The 13,959-nt window shown below is 72.9% G+C and carries 13 protein-coding genes; 3 read left to right on the top strand and 10 right to left on the bottom strand.

The features are described from left to right. The first annotated feature begins 68 nt into the window (after nt 1-68). Both JIAGA_RS29655 and JIAGA_RS33120 read left to right on the top strand, forming a co-directional pair. On the top strand, nt 69-2,486 hold the full coding sequence (locus JIAGA_RS29655) for a ligand-binding sensor domain-containing protein (protein ID WP_051426061.1): 2,418 nt from the start codon (nt 69-71) through the stop codon (nt 2,484-2,486). Between the two features lie 42 nt (nt 2,487-2,528). Then, nucleotides 2,529-3,284, top strand: coding sequence for an NAD-dependent epimerase/dehydratase family protein (locus tag JIAGA_RS33120; RefSeq protein ID WP_026876080.1), 756 nt, complete (start codon nt 2,529-2,531; stop codon nt 3,282-3,284). Between the two features lie 111 nt (nt 3,285-3,395). Here the strand turns inward: JIAGA_RS33120 and thyX are convergent, their stop codons facing one another. The 4 genes from thyX to JIAGA_RS0113555 form a co-directional block, all read right to left on the bottom strand. Then, nucleotides 3,396-4,181, bottom strand: a complete 786-nt coding sequence (thyX, locus tag JIAGA_RS0113570) for an FAD-dependent thymidylate synthase (protein WP_026876079.1) — start codon at nt 4,179-4,181, stop codon at nt 3,396-3,398. 133 nt (nt 4,182-4,314) lie between these two features. Further along, a complete protein-coding gene (locus JIAGA_RS0113565) occupies nt 4,315-5,049 on the bottom strand; it encodes an amidohydrolase family protein (RefSeq protein WP_051426060.1) in 735 nt (244 codons plus the stop codon). Next, nucleotides 5,046-5,762 (bottom strand): amidohydrolase family protein, encoded by a 717-nt coding sequence (locus tag JIAGA_RS29645; RefSeq protein ID WP_051426059.1) that lies wholly within the window; start codon nt 5,760-5,762, stop codon nt 5,046-5,048. Before JIAGA_RS29645 ends, JIAGA_RS0113565 begins: the two co-directional genes overlap by 4 nt. Further along, a complete protein-coding gene (locus tag JIAGA_RS0113555) occupies nt 5,759-7,003 on the bottom strand; it encodes a DegT/DnrJ/EryC1/StrS family aminotransferase (RefSeq protein WP_211239648.1) in 1,245 nt (414 codons plus the stop codon). Before JIAGA_RS0113555 ends, JIAGA_RS29645 begins: the two co-directional genes overlap by 4 nt. 80 nt (nt 7,004-7,083) lie before the next feature. Here JIAGA_RS0113555 and JIAGA_RS0113550 point away from each other — a divergent pair, with 80 nt between their 5' ends. Beyond that, complete coding sequence (locus JIAGA_RS0113550; RefSeq protein WP_026876077.1) at nt 7,084-8,316, top strand: response regulator; 1,233 nt, start codon at nt 7,084-7,086, stop codon at nt 8,314-8,316. Here JIAGA_RS0113550 and JIAGA_RS0113545 read toward each other — a convergent pair. From JIAGA_RS0113545 to JIAGA_RS29640, 6 genes are all read right to left on the bottom strand, one after another. Then, nucleotides 8,313-9,353, bottom strand: coding sequence for a dihydrodipicolinate synthase family protein (locus JIAGA_RS0113545; protein ID WP_026876076.1), 1,041 nt, complete (start codon nt 9,351-9,353; stop codon nt 8,313-8,315). The two genes, JIAGA_RS0113550 and JIAGA_RS0113545, sit on opposite strands and share 4 nt — an antisense overlap. After that, complete coding sequence (locus JIAGA_RS0113540; protein ID WP_026876075.1) at nt 9,353-10,369, bottom strand: NAD-dependent epimerase/dehydratase family protein; 1,017 nt, start codon at nt 10,367-10,369, stop codon at nt 9,353-9,355. The genes JIAGA_RS0113545 and JIAGA_RS0113540 overlap by 1 nt, the downstream gene beginning before the upstream one ends. Before the next feature lie 129 nt (nt 10,370-10,498). Beyond that, nucleotides 10,499-11,461, bottom strand: coding sequence for a type IV toxin-antitoxin system AbiEi family antitoxin domain-containing protein (locus JIAGA_RS0113535; RefSeq protein WP_035812512.1), 963 nt, complete (start codon nt 11,459-11,461; stop codon nt 10,499-10,501). A 134-nt stretch (nt 11,462-11,595) separates the two neighbouring features. Then, on the bottom strand, nt 11,596-11,733 hold the full coding sequence (locus JIAGA_RS34560) for a hypothetical protein (protein ID WP_157553129.1): 138 nt from the start codon (nt 11,731-11,733) through the stop codon (nt 11,596-11,598). Nucleotides 11,734-11,879: 146 nt separating this feature from the next. Then, nucleotides 11,880-13,082: a DegT/DnrJ/EryC1/StrS family aminotransferase gene (locus JIAGA_RS0113525; protein ID WP_026876073.1), complete on the bottom strand. Its 1,203-nt coding sequence runs from the start codon at nt 13,080-13,082 to the stop codon at nt 11,880-11,882. Then, nucleotides 13,079-13,876 carry an amidohydrolase family protein gene (locus JIAGA_RS29640; RefSeq protein ID WP_051426058.1) on the bottom strand — a complete coding sequence of 266 codons (798 nt, stop codon included), beginning with the start codon at nt 13,874-13,876 and terminating at the stop codon, nt 13,079-13,081. The genes JIAGA_RS0113525 and JIAGA_RS29640 overlap by 4 nt, the downstream gene beginning before the upstream one ends. Nucleotides 13,877-13,959: the final 83 nt, after the last annotated feature.

Below are 13,959 nucleotides of genomic sequence, written 5' to 3'. Positions count from 1 at the left end.
CCTTGCCCGATATCGTGAGGATCGCTACCCTCCGGAGCACCGCCCCGTCCCCCACCGGAGGTCACGGCATGAGAACACTCCTGTCCGGTTCGGCCGTCGCCGTCCTCGCGGTCGTCGCGACCGCGGGTGCCGCCGCCGCACCGGCCGCCGAGCCCGCCGAATCCGCTGGGCCCGCGTCTGCCGCGGACGGCACCCTCTCCGGAGACGTCACCTCGCTCGGCACGCCGCTGCAGGACGTCCTGCTCATCGGCGGCACCGTCGCACCCGGACCCGGCGGCGAACCGGCGGCCCTCTGGAGCGCGTCATCCGGCGTGCCCGCGCACCTCAACGCCGTCGATCCGGCCACCGGCACGGCGATCGGCCGGTTCGACCTCCCCGGCGCCGGCGGCTCGTGGGCCGTCGACGCAGGCCCGGACGGCGAGGTCTACGTCGGCACGTACGGCGACGCCGGCCTGTATCGATGGACCGCGGCGAACGGGGTGGAGGCGCTGGGCAACCCCGTCGCCGGCGAGACCTTCGTCTGGGACGTCTCGGTGGCTCCCGACGGCCGGGTATACGGCGGCACGTCACCGGGCGGCAAGCTCTTCGGTTTCGACCCGGCCACCGGCGCCTTCCGCGACTACGGGCGGCTGTCTGACACCCACAGCTATGTGCGCAGTGTCGCCGTGCACGGTGACTCGGTCTTCGCCGGCACCGAGAACCCCGGTGCCGTCTTCCAGGTCGACCGGGCGACCGGCGCCACCGTCGCGCTGCCGCCGCCGGACGGCATCGACCTCAGCACGGCCTGGGCGTACGACGTCGACGTCGTGGGCGACCACCTGTACGTCCGCTTCGGCAGCGCGTCGCCGAGCCCCCTGTTCGTCTGGGACATCACCGCCGGCACCTGGGTCGACCGGATCGATGCCGCTCACGGTCTGGAGCCCTCCCCGGCCGACGACGAAGGCCGCGTCCACCTGATCGCCGGCGGCGAGCTGGTGCGCTACGACCCGCGCGACGGCAGCGTCGCCGCCACCGGCATGCCCGTCACGGGCCGGGTCGCGAACACCCGGGGCATCGGCTGGGCCGAGCTCGGCCTGCCGGACTATCCCGGGCGCAGCATCGTCGGGCTGCTCTGGCGCGGCCTGATGTTCCGGTACAACCCCGCCACCGGCGCCCACTCGTTCGTCCAGACCACGATCGAGGGCGAACCCATCGACATCACCGCGCTGTCCGAGGGTCCCGACGGGCGGATTTACGCCGGCGGATTCCTCAACGGCGGCTTCGCCGCGATCGACCCGGACACCGGCGAGCGCGAGGAGTTCCACACCTTCTCGCAGAGCGAGGCGATGACCCAGCACGCCGGCAGGCTGTACATCGGCGCCTACCCGGAGGCGCGCGTCTACGCCTACGACCCCGCCCTGCCGTGGCACAGCCCGGAGTACTCGCCGTCGCCCGATCCCGGCGTCGCCGACAATCCGCGGCGACTCTTCGACTTCGCGGCCGACCGGCAGATCCGTCCCCGCGCGCTGGCATCGGCCGGCAACCACCTGGCCGTGGGCACCATGCCGGACCTGGGTGAGCTGGGTGGGGTGTTCGCGCTGTACGACGCCGGCACCGGCGAGCTGGTGCACGCCGAACGGAACCTCGTGACGGACGAGAGCATCGTCGCGCTCACCTACCGCGACGGCGTCGTCTACGGCTCCACCAGCATCTACGGCGGCCAGAGCGCCACCCCGCCGACCCAGCCGGAGGCGACCGTCTTCGCCTGGTCGGTGGCCGACCGGGAACTGCTGTGGGAGCTTCCGGCCGCGCCCGGCAAGCCCAGCATCGGCGCGCTCACGTTCGACGCGGACGGCCGCCTGTGGGGCATCTCCGGCGATCAGCTGTTCGCCATCGACGTCGCGACGGCACAGGTCGTGGAACGCGTGAGCCTGGGCTCGTCCACCAGCAGCTCCGGCGATCTCGTGTTCAACCCCGTCGACGGGCACCTCTACGCCACCCCCGGGAACCGCCGCCTGGTCGGGATCGACCCGGCCACGCTGGCCAGCACCATCCTGCACACCGGCACGGTGTCCCACCTGGCGGCGCACTCGAGCGGCGACGTCTACCTCTCCTCCGGACACGAGCTGTTGCGCTACACCCCGCGCTGCACGACGACCGTCACCGGCACCCATCGCGGCGCCCTGGTGGCCGGCTCCGGCACCCTGTGCCTCACCGACGCGCGGGTGCTCGGGTCGGTGACCGTCGGCGCCGGCGCCGGACTGCGGGTCAGCGGCGGCTCCGTCACCGGGTCGATCACCGTGCGGGGCGCCTCGCCGGTGGAGATCGTCGGCACGACCATCAGGGGTTCGGTGACCATCGACGACAGCCCGGCGCCGGCGCCGGTCGTGTCCGGAACGACCATCACCGGGTCGCTGTCGTGCTCCGGCAATGCCGAACCGCCCACCGACGACGGTGTCGCGAACGAGGTCCGCGGCTCGCGCACCGGCCAGTGTGCGACGCTGTGATCGCGCGCATCCGGGCGCGATGATCCGCGGAAGGGAACTGGCATGAACGTACTGGTGATCGGCGGCTCCGGCATGGTGGGCAGCCACACCGTCCCGCACCTGGCCGGCAGCCACAGGGTGCGGGTCCTCGACCGGCGGCCGGTCTCCGCGGACGGCGTCGAATGGCTCGAGGGCGATGCCCGTTCCGCCGACGACGTCGCCCGTGGGGTGGACGGCGTCGACGGCGTCGTGCACATGGCCGCGGTCGTGCCGCGCGCCGAGCAGTACGACCCGGCCACCGTTCACGCCGCCTACGAGGTCAACGTCGCATCCTTGCACCTGGCGATGTCGCTGGCGGCGGCCGCGGGCGTCCGCGCGTTCGTGCACATCAGCACCATGTCGGTGTTCCGGCGCTACGGCACCGACGTCATCGATCCGCTGGCCGCCACCCCGGACGCCGTGCAGCCGTACGGGCTGACCAAGCGGCTGGGCGAGCAGGTGGTGCGCGCGCTGGCCCCCGAGTTGGGCATCACCGCCTGTTCGCTGCGGCTGATCTACCCCACCCCGGACGCCGACTGGCCACTGTGGCGCGCGCCCGAAGGGACGCCTCCGCGGCCCATGACCATGCGCGACGGCCGCACCCCCATCGCGACCCTGGCCACCAGCGACCTGGCCGGCGCGATCGATTGCGCGCTGGCCTACACCGGGCCGTACCGCGCCTTCACCGCCACCGCGGACGTCGCCGGCACCTCCGTCGTCCCCGACGACACCCAGCACGTTCTCGGCTGGAAGCCGGCCCGCGTCCTGGCCCCCGAATGATCACGTCCACCATGGGTGTTCCCGCCGTACCAGGAATGCTTGCCTGTTGCCGCGGGAACACGCCCGGGCGAGGCGGGGGCGTCCGACCGCGTCAGACGGCGCCGGACGGCCTTAGACCTTCCGCCAGCCGGGCGTCCACACGCCCTCCTCGACGGTGTAGTCGCCGAACAGCGCCGGCGCTTCCTTGACCATGATGTCGCCGACCTTGCCGAGCAGCAGGCGGATCTCCTCCTCCGCGCCCGGTGCGGTGCGGTTCTCGATGACGTGCCGCAGCGTGCGCACGTTCGCCGTCCACACCAAACCGGTGGCCACGCCTTCCGGGGCGAAGCGGCGCATGAAGGAGGTCTTCGCCTTCTTCTCGCTGAACTTCACGCCCTCCTCGTCCAGCCCGAAGTGCTCGGCCATCCAGAGCTGGAACTGCTCCATCTGATCCAGCAGCGCGGTGGCGCGCTTCATCAGCTCGTCGTCCTCGCGGGCCCACTCGGGGAACCAGAACGGGAGGTCGTCGAGACGGACGAAGCGCAGCGACTCCTGCGAGACGGCGACGCCGGCGCGGTGCCGGACGAGCTCGTGGGTGGCGACGCGGCTGACGTTGTGGAGCACGAACGAGAAGTTGACGTGCTCGAGGACGGAGCCGTGGGCGCTGGACAGGATGTTCTGCAGGTACTGCGTCTGGTCGCTGCGGATGCGGCTGACGTTCGGGTTCAGCCCCGGCTCCCACGACCGGTAGCAGATGCGCCCGGCGAACTCGGCTAGGTTCTGCGCGTCGTCGAGCTCGCCGCGGTCGACCCGTTCCAGCCAGTTCTCGCCGCCCACGTCGGCGAGGTAGCGGGCGACCTCGTCGTAGTCGAAATCGGGACGGGCGATGAGGTGGACTTCGGGTTCGACGGTGCGCACGGCGGCCTCCTGGTTGGTCGTCGTCCAGTCTGCCAGGGTGCGTGTGGCGCGGCGGCCCCGACACCCTCAGGCGAGTTCCCGCTTCAGCAGGCAAGCATTCCTGGTGCGGCGGGAACACCCATGGTGGACGTGATCATTTCGGGGGCGGCAGGCGGAAGACGTCCACGGCGTTGCGCCACATGACGAGCTCCTCCTCGGCGGGGGTGAGTTCCGCCGCCTGTACCGCGGCGAGCGTGACCGACGGGTCGATCAGGGTGGCGTCGCTGCCGAACATCAGCCGGTGCGCGCCGATGCGGTCCAGCACCCAGCGCACCCGGCCGGCGGCGGGGGTGGACCAGCACGGCTCGAACCACAATCGGTCGGTCCGCTCGGCCGCCTCGGGGACCAGCGGCCAGGCCGGCCCGCCGAGATGTGCTGCCACTACCCGGGCGCCCTCCACCGCGGCCACGACGTCGGCCAGGCCGACGACCTCCTCGCCCCACGTGTGCACCAGCGCGGGCAGGTCGTGTGTGGCCAGCAGCTCCAGCGCCGCGGCCATGCCCGGTGCGCCACCGGGTGTGCCGGCGTAGTGGGTGTGGATCTTCGCGCCGACGAACAACCCCGTCGGCAGCAGCTCGGCCAGCTGCCGCGCGGCGAGGTCGAGATCACGCGGGTCGACGACGAACAGCCCGCGTAGCCGCGGCTGTGCGCGCAGCACCGGGATCAAGGCCTCGTTGCCGCTCGACGGGTCGTAGACGACCGCCTCGACGGCCGACACGAGCTGCACGTCGATGCCATAGGTGTCCATGACGCGCAGGTTCTCGGCGGCGTCACCGACATCGCTGGAGAAGAACCACGGGCCCCAGTGGCCGTGCACGTCGACGATCACGATGCCCCCTCCAGCAGCCGGCGTAGGTTCTGCCCCGTCACCAGGTCCAGTTCGGACGGGGACAGCCGCGCGGTGTCCAGCCGGGCCAGCACGGCGCCGGCCTCGAACCAGCCGGGCCGGCTGCCGAACACCAGCCGTTCGGCACCCACCGAGCCGGCCACGAGCTCCCAGCCGTCCGGGTTGCCGAGCAGCCGGGTGGAGGCGTGGAAGCCGGGCTCCTCGCGGGCCAGCAGGATGAAGTCGCCCAGGTGGTAGAAGTGGGCGTCCAGGAAGACGACCCGCGCACCGAGACCGCGCAGCGCGGGCCCGACCAGCCGGAGGTCGCCCTCGGCGAGCACCAGTAGCCCGTGCGCCACCGCCGCCGCGACGACGGCGCGCAGGCCCGGCACCGTCGGCGGCACCTCCTGGCGCGCCGGTGCCAGCCGGATCGCCCGCACCCCGGCGGCGGCCGCCCGTTCCACTTCGGCCAGCGCGGTCAACGGGTCGCGCAGGTCCACGCCGGCGGCCGGCCACCATCCGTGGTCCGCAGCGGCCGCGGCCGCCTCGTCGTTGCCGCTCGGTGCGTCGAACAGCAACGCCCGCAGCGAGCCGGCCACACCGCCGGAGATGCGGGTGCCGGCCAGCGTGGCGGCCAGCTCGCCGGCGGTGACCCGGACGGCGGTGCGGATGTCGCGGCCGATGAGCAGGTCGCAGTCGAGGAGCTCACCGTTCACGGCGCCACCGCCGCGTGGACCTTCGCGATCGCCGCGGCGATGTCGTCGACGTCGGCCGCGGTGTAGTTCTCGTTCCAAGGCACCACCACGAGGCGACGGTAGACCAGGTCCTCCGCCACCGGGCACAACCCGTCCGGGTAGCCGGCCCGGTCGCGCAGCGGGTAGCCGGAGGTGCCGTACGTGCGCGCCTCACGCAACACCGGCTCGGCGTACAGCGGGCGGGCGAGGTAGCCGCCGACGGCCGGGACGCCCTCGGCGCTCAGCGCGGCGGCGTACCGGGCCAGCCCGGCCTCGTCGAGGCCCTCGACCAGCAGTGGGTAGTACCAGTAGACGTGGTCGCCGATGTCAGCCGGCAGGCCGAGCCCGGTCAGCCCGGCCAGCCGCTTCGTCGCCTCGGCCGCGGTGACCCGCCGGCGCTCCACCACACCGGGCAGCTTGCGCAGCTGCTCGCGAGCCACCGCCGCGACCAGCTCGGTCATCCGGTAGTTCAGCGCGAAGGAGAGGTACGCGCGCTCGCCGGTCTCGCGGGGCCAACCCTTGTCGGCGAACCGGCGCATCCGGGCGGCCAGCTCCGGGTCGGCGGTGGTGACCAGGCCGCCGTCGCCGGTGGTGACGTGCTTGTACTGCTGCAGGCTGAAGCAGCCCAGCTGTCCGACGGTGCCGACAAGCGGTCCGTCGGGCTCCCCCGGGCGCACCGGGGCCAGGTACGCCTGGGCGCAGTCCTCGATCAGGGTGATGCCGGCGCGGTCGGTGATCGCCCGCAGCCGCTCCACCGCGGCCGGTTTGCCGAACAGGTGGACGGCGATGACGGCGCGGGTGCGCGGCCCGATGAGCGCGGCCACCGACGACGGGTCGATGTTGCCGGTGGCGGGGTCGACGTCGGCGAACACCGGGACGGCGTTCTGCGCGATCACCGGGGCGACGGTGCCCATGTCGGAGATGGGCGGGAGGATGATCTCGTCACCCGGGTCGGGGTCGACGGCGGCGACGGCCAGGTGCAGGGCGGCGGTGCCGCTGCTGCACGCGACGGCATGAGGCGAACCCACGAGTTGGGCGAACTGCGTCGTGAGGGCCGGCACCTCGCTCCCCCACACGCCGGAGAGCATGCCGCTGCGCAGCACCCGCACAGCGGCGGCTTCCTCTTCCGGGCCGAAGGTCCGCCCGGCGGGGTCGGTGGCCGACGGCAGCGGCCTGTCGGCGGGCCGGATCGGGTTGCCGCCGTCGATCGCGAGGACGTCCACGGTTGGTGTCAGCTCCTTTTCGGGTACGTACATCGTATCGGCCCCGCCCGAAATGGTGGACGGCTGGTTAAAGTGGTCGCATGGACACCTCGATCGGCGTCGTCGGCCCGCATGACCTGGTCGACAGCGTCGCGGCCGTGTGCGAGGAGCAGGCCGGCGTACGCGTGCACCGGTTCGACTACGACCACGAGACCCAGGCGCCCGGCCTGGTCACCACTCATGCATCCGGCGTCGACGCCTGGCTGTTCACCGGCATCGTCCCGTACACCATCGCGCACGAGGCGCTGACCCGCCCGGCGACGTTCGTCGACTACAGCGGTTCGACCCTGCTGCAGGCACTGGTGCGGCTGCTGCGCGACGGCTCCGACGTGACGGCGCTGTCGGTCGACACCCTCGACACCGCGCAGGTCCACGACACCCTGACCGATGCGGGCGTCCCGACCGGCGGCGTGCGCACCATGCCCTACCGGCCCGGTGCCACGGCGGCCGACTTCGTCGCGTTCCACCGCCGTCATGTCGCCCGCCACCCCGGGGCCGTCGCCGTCACCTGCCTGGCGTCGGTGCACGACGAGCTCGCCGGCGAGCTGCCGGCGTTCCGGCTGGCGCCGTCGCCGCAGTCTGTGCGTGGTGCGCTGCGCCAGCTGCTGCTGACCGCCACCAGCCAGATCCAGGAGGACTCCCAGGTGGCGCTGGGGCTGGTCGAACTCAGCCCGGCCACGGCGAACGACCATGCCGACCTAGCCCGCGAGGTCGGCATGCTCGGCGGTTCGCTGTCCCGGTATTCCGACACCATGTCCCTCATCGTCACCACCCGCGGGCCACTGCACGACGCGTCGCACGGATTCACCGCGCTGCCGCTGCTGCACCGGCTGAGCCCCCGGCACGACGTCGTCCGCATCGGCTTCGGTCTCGGGCACAGCGGAGCCGAGGCCGAGCGGCTGGCCCGCCGCGCGCTGGCCCGCGCGCGCAACCACGGCGACGTCGCCGCGGTGGTGTCCTCGCGCAACGACGTCGACATCCTGCTGGAGGCCGTGGCGCCGGCCGAGGCTCCGGTGTCCGAGCAGAGCCGGGCCGTCGTCGCCAGCCGGGTGGGACTGTCGGTGGCCACCCTCGACCGCCTGCGCGAGATCACCGCGGCCAGCGGCGACCGCCCGCTCACCACCCGCGACATCGCCGACGGGCTCGGGGTCCAGCTGCGCACCGCGCGGCGGATGCTGCAGCGCCTCGAGCTGGCCGGCTGCGCCGAACGGTCCGGCAGCCTCGAGTCCGGGACCATCGGCCGGCCGCTGACGCTGTACCGGGTCACCCTCTAGGCGTTGAGCCACCGGTCCAGTCGCTCGGCGATGAAGTCGTCGTCGCGCAGCTGCGGGTAGGCCGCCCACACCCGGTCGATCTCGGCCAGCTGACCCGGCGACAGCACCTCGTCCTCCTCCAGGCACCAGACGCCGGCCAGCAGTCCCTGCCGGCGCAGCACCTCGTGGATGCCGGGCACGCAGCCACGGAATGCGTTGGCGGCGTCGAAGATGGCCGCGTTGGCATCGGTGAGCACCGGGTTGAGCTCCAGCAGCCGGCGCAGCGCGGCGTCGTCGCCCGCCCTGGCCCGCTCCGCCGCGGCCAGCGTCTCGACCGCCCCGCGCACCCAGACCGCCCACTGGCCGAGGAGGCCGCCGACCAGCGTCAGCTCCTGGCCGTCGACCCGGTACGTGGTGACGAGATCGGTGACGATGTGATCGTCGTTGCCGGTGTAGAGGGCCATGTCGCCGGCCCGGCCCGAAGCGGCCACGCCGTGCACCACCTCGAGGGTGGCGTAGCGGTCGAACGGCGCCACCTTGATGCCGACGACGGACGGCAACTCGGCCAGCCGCCGCCAGAACGTCCGGCCGAGCACCCGGCCGCCGACCGCCGGCTGCAGGTAGAACCCGATGACCGGAAGCACCTCGCCGACGGCCCGGGCCCGCTCGATCAGCTCGTCCTCGCTGGCGCTGCCGACGCCGTAGGGCGTGAGCAGCGCGAGGTCGTATCCCAGCCCGGCGGCGAGCTCCGCCTCGGCGACGGCCTGCTCGGCCGGGCCGACCAGGCCCGCGACCATGACCGGACGCTGCTGCGGGTACTCGTCGGCGACGCCCGCGGCCAGTTCGAGCACCGGGGCCAGCAGCCCTCGACCGGGTTCGTGCACCGCGAACTGGGTGGTGTGCACCGCGACCGCCAGGCCGGTGGCGCCGGCCTCGATGTAGTAGCGGGCCAGCGCCCGCTGTCGACGCTCGTCGAGCTTGCGGTCGTCGTCGAGGGCGAGCGGGTGGGCGGGGACGACGCCCCCGGCCCGGAACCGCTCCAGGGCGGAGATGGTCATCAGAACTTCCCGTTGCGCTGCTGGAACTTGGTCGGCTTGCCGAGGGTCGGCAGCCCCTTGCGGACCCACTGCGCGGTGGCCTCGACGAGCTCGGGCACCGTCACGTCCGGATAGCCGAAGAGGCCGTGGCACCGCGCGGCGTTGGACAGCAGCGACGTCGCTGCCTCCGCTCCGGTGAAGGTGACCGGCTCGCCGAGGGCCGCGGCCAGGTCGGTGGCGACCTGCCGGATCGACAACGTTTCGGGACCGGTCAGGTTGAGCGCGAAGGGCGGTGTGGAGGCGTGCAGGAGGGCGCGCAACGTCACCTCGTTGGTGTAGCCCTGCCAGACGACGTTCGCGTGGCCCGTGGTCAGGTCGACCGGCTCCCCCGCGGCGATGGTCTGGGCGAGGTCGACGAGCACTCCGTAGCGCATCTCGACGGCGTAGTTGAGCCGGATGATGGCCATCGGCGTGCCGTCGCGCTCGGACGCCGCCTGCAGGATGCGCTCGCGGCCGAGGCACGACATGGCGTACTCCCCCACCGGGCCGGGCGGGGTGTCCTCGGTGGCACCCCCGGTGCCGACGGAGGCCAGCGGGTACACGTTGCCGGTGGACAGCGCGCTGAACCGGGAGCCCGCGTAGCGCCGCGCCACCCGGCCGGGCAGGTAGACGTTGGTCTCCCACGTGCCTGCCTCGTGACCGTCGGTGCCGAACTTCGCCCCGACGAGGTACACGACGTTGGCGGCGTCGGGCAGTGCGGCCAGCGCGTCGTCGTCGCCGACGTCGGCGGCCACCACGTCCGCGCCGGTGGCCTGCATGGCCTCGAACGATCCGGGGGCGGTGAACCGCGACACCGCGGTCACCCTGGCGTTGGTACCGGCCTCCGCGACCGCTCGGACGGCCAGCCGCACCAGGCTCACCCCGAGCTTGCCACTCGCGCCGAGGACGACGATATCGCCGTCCAGGCGACGCAGGTCCTCGACCAGCCCCGGCCGCGGCCGCGACAACCGCTCGTCCAGCTCCTCGATGCTGTGCACCCGGCATCCTTTCTCGCAACAGTTACGGTCCAGACCGTATTTTGTCGCGAGCTCCGATGTCAAGATGTGCCGTTCCATCCCTTGATCATGTTCCCTCGGGGGTCCGTACGCGCCCGCGAGGGAACATGATCAAGGGATGGGGCAGGTCTGCCCGCACGGCCGGGGCCGGCCGGCCCAGCCCCGGTCCCGCAGCACCTTGGCCTGTTCCACGGCCACCTGGCACGGCTGGCCGAAGACTTCGGCATGCCCGTAGCGCAGCGTCCACGCGCCGCCGACCGTACCGGCGTTGTCGCGGCGCCGGTCCCGGAACCGGCCATCGCCCTCGTGGCCGAGCCGGCCGTCCAGCTCCACTCTGGTGTCGAAGCGTTCGTAGTCGACGTCGATCCAGACGACCCGGGCGCCGGCGCGACGGCGCTGCCGGACACCCTTCGGCAACCCATGTGCACGCTCCACGGCTCGCAGGTGGTGGAGCTCCAGCGGCGAATGGGCGCCGTCGGCGACGTCCGCCAGCATCGACTCGACCAAGGACCGCCAGCGGATCTTCTTGCGCGCCATCAGCGAGGCCGCCAGGCGCGCCGGTGTCGTCAGGCGCTTCTGCACCGCCATGGTGACGTACGACTCGACGCTACGGGCCCGTCGTGCGGTGTCCACGAGGTCCAGGACGGTGTCGTCGAGCCTGGTGCGCGGCGGGTTCGCGGCCGGGTGCCGGGACAGCTGCAGCCGATGGGCGTAATGCACCACGACGCCGTCCAGGCAGCCGCGGACGCGCCGGCTGACCGGAGCGGTCACGTGGATCCGATCGTCGACCCGCCCGGTGAGACCATCGAGCTCGGCCGCCGTGGCGTGGCTGGCGACCGCTGCCGGATGGACGGCGAGGATCGCCGCCCAGATCTGCGCGTCGCGGTCGAGCGGGCCGCTGAAGGTCGCGAAGACGCCGCGGAACGGCCGCTGCCAGCGCCCTCGCGTCACCCGCCGCCGAGCCGACCGTCCGTCGAACCCGAGGGTGCGGAGCTGGACGATGCTGATGAGCCCCGACTGGCGCTCGAGCAACCCGACCGCGGCTGGCGTGCGCAGCTTCGACGGTAGATCCATGACCGCGATCGTCCGTCCCGGCGCCACTGTGTGCGAGTGGGGTCAGCCGATCTGTGGACAACTTCGCGCTGTCCCCATGATCATGTCCTCTAACGGGCCGCATGTGCCCGCGAGGGAACATGATCACGGGACAGTCATTCCGCGGCCAGGCCGCCCCCGAAGACGATGGCGAATCCCACGGCGAAACCCGCGGCTGAATGGTCGAAGATCAGGGCCAACACCAGGCCCAGACCGAACGCGATCATGAACCGTTTACCCAGCTTCTGACCCATCGCCACTCCTGCCAGTGTGGTGGGACAACGCTTGCGACCATGATCAGTCACGGCCCCCGGTCAAGCGCAACCGAAAGTCTCACATTGAGGGACGCCGGCCGTGGCTTTGTCGCGTGTGTGCCGGAATGCGGGTCTGCCGCCGCGCGTCAGCGCAGCCAAGCGCGTCGATCGCCGAACACCCGCCGCACCGCCGCCACGACGTCCGCCGCGCCGTCCGGGCCGGCCATCAGGTACGGCTGGCGCACCCAGAACACCTCCCGTGCGGCCGCCTCGGTGCCCGGCGCCGCGAGCGCCCGCACCTGGCCGCGCAGCGACGCCATGCCGCCCAGCGGCGGATAGCCGGCGTCCAGCGCCACGCCCTCGGCCTCCATGGCGGCCAGCACCCACTCGCGGTCCGGAGCGCCCTCACCTGTCGCCCGCCGCTCCCCCGTGCCCGCCCGCAGCATGAGCAGATGCCGCGAGTTCGCCGTCGTGCCGGGCGGGTCGGGCACCACCCGCACCGGACCGTCCCAGGCGTCGAGGCCGAGCTGGACGTCCTGGGCGAACGCCTCCCGCGCGGCCACCTCTTCGCCGAGCCGGTCCAGCCACGGCAGCAGCAGGGCCGCCTGCAGCTCCGTCATCCGGAGGTTCCAGCCGATGTCGGCGTGGTGGTACCAGGCGCCGACGCGAGTCCGGCCGACGTTGCAGGCCGACCACGCGCGCTCGGCCAGGCCGGCGTCGTCGGTGACGATCAGGCCGCCTTCACCGGCGGTCATGGCCTTGCTGGACTGGAAGCTGAAGGTGCCGGCGGTGCCGAGGCCGCCGACCGGCCGGCCCCGGTACGCGGCGCCGTGTGCCTGGGCACTGTCCTCGATGACGGCGAGGTCGCGCCCGGCCGCCAGCGCGACCAGCTCGTCCATCGGCGCCGGGCTGCCGGCCAGGTGCACCGCCATGACCGCCCGGGTGCGCGCGCTCAGTGCGGGGCGCACCGTCTCGGCGGTCAGATGCAGGTGATCGCCGTCGACGTCGGCCACCACCGGCACCGCGCCGAGCAGCAGGACCGACGTGGCACAGGCGACGAAGGTGTATGCCGGGATGACCACCTCGTCGCCGGGCCGAACCCCGGCCGCGCGCAGTGCCACGAACAGCGCCAGGGTCCCGTTGGTCAGCACGATGCCGTGGCGGGCGCCGTGCTGCTGGGCGAACCGCTCGGCCAGCTGGTCGCACAGCGGCCCGGCGGTGGCACCCCAGCGGCCGCTCTCGACCACGTCGGCCAGCAGCGCCTGCTGCTCGGGCGAGGCCGCAGGCGGCCAGGCCGGCCAGGCCGCGCTACGGGTGGGCTCGCCGCCGTCGACGGCCAGTGTGGTCATCTCGCGTCGCTCCTGGGTGCGTCATGATGCAGCGGTGTCACGAGCCGCGGCCCGAGCAACCGCGCCATCGTCCCACCGAGCACCTGAGCGCGGTCGGTGTCGGTGAGCCGGGCGAAGCGCACCTTGCCCAGGCCCGTCCGCGGGTCGAGGAAGCAGGCGTCGGTACCGAACACCACGCGATCCGCGCCCGCCAGCGCCACCATGCGTTCGAGCCAGCGGGTCGTCAGCCGGGAGCCGCAGATTTCCAGGTACAGGTTCGCCCTGGCCGCGGCGAGCCGGGCGGCCCGGTCGAACCCGTCCGGCCACAGGCCCGCGTGACCGAGCAGGACCGGAACCTCCGGGTGCCGGTCGGCCAGGGCGGCCAACTGCGCGGGGTCGGCGCGCGGCGAGCCGCTCTGCCCGTGCACGAGCACCGGGACCCCTGCCTCGGCGGCCAGCTCGAGCACGGGGTCGTAACGGGGGTCGTCGGCGGCGCAGCCGTGCGTGTCCGGGTGCAGCTTGAAGCCCCAGACGCCGGGCCGGGACAGCTGCTCGCGCAGCGTCGCCGGCGCGTCCGGGCGGTGCGGGTCGCCGACCAGCCAGACCCCGATCCGGCCGGGGTATCGCTCCGCCAGGCCAAGCGCCAGCTCGTTGCCGGCCAGGACGTCGCGGCCGACCGCCACCAGATGCGAGACACCGACGATGTCGATCCCGATGGCCTCGTTGGTGGCGACCAGCCAGTCCGGGTCCGGCTGCGGGACGAAGAAGTCGGCCCAGCTGCCGACGTGCCCGTGCGCGTCCACGACGGGGTTCATGCGGGACCTCCTCGGGCCCACTTCTGGAGACTTGTCCACCTTTCAGGGGGCCTCGTAGCGTAGACAAGCCTCCAGAAGTCGTG

This window comes from Jiangella gansuensis DSM 44835, from assembly GCF_000515395.1.
Classification (GTDB): domain Bacteria; phylum Actinomycetota; class Actinomycetes; order Jiangellales; family Jiangellaceae; genus Jiangella; species Jiangella gansuensis.
This window is presented reverse-complemented; position numbering and strand designations above follow the sequence as displayed.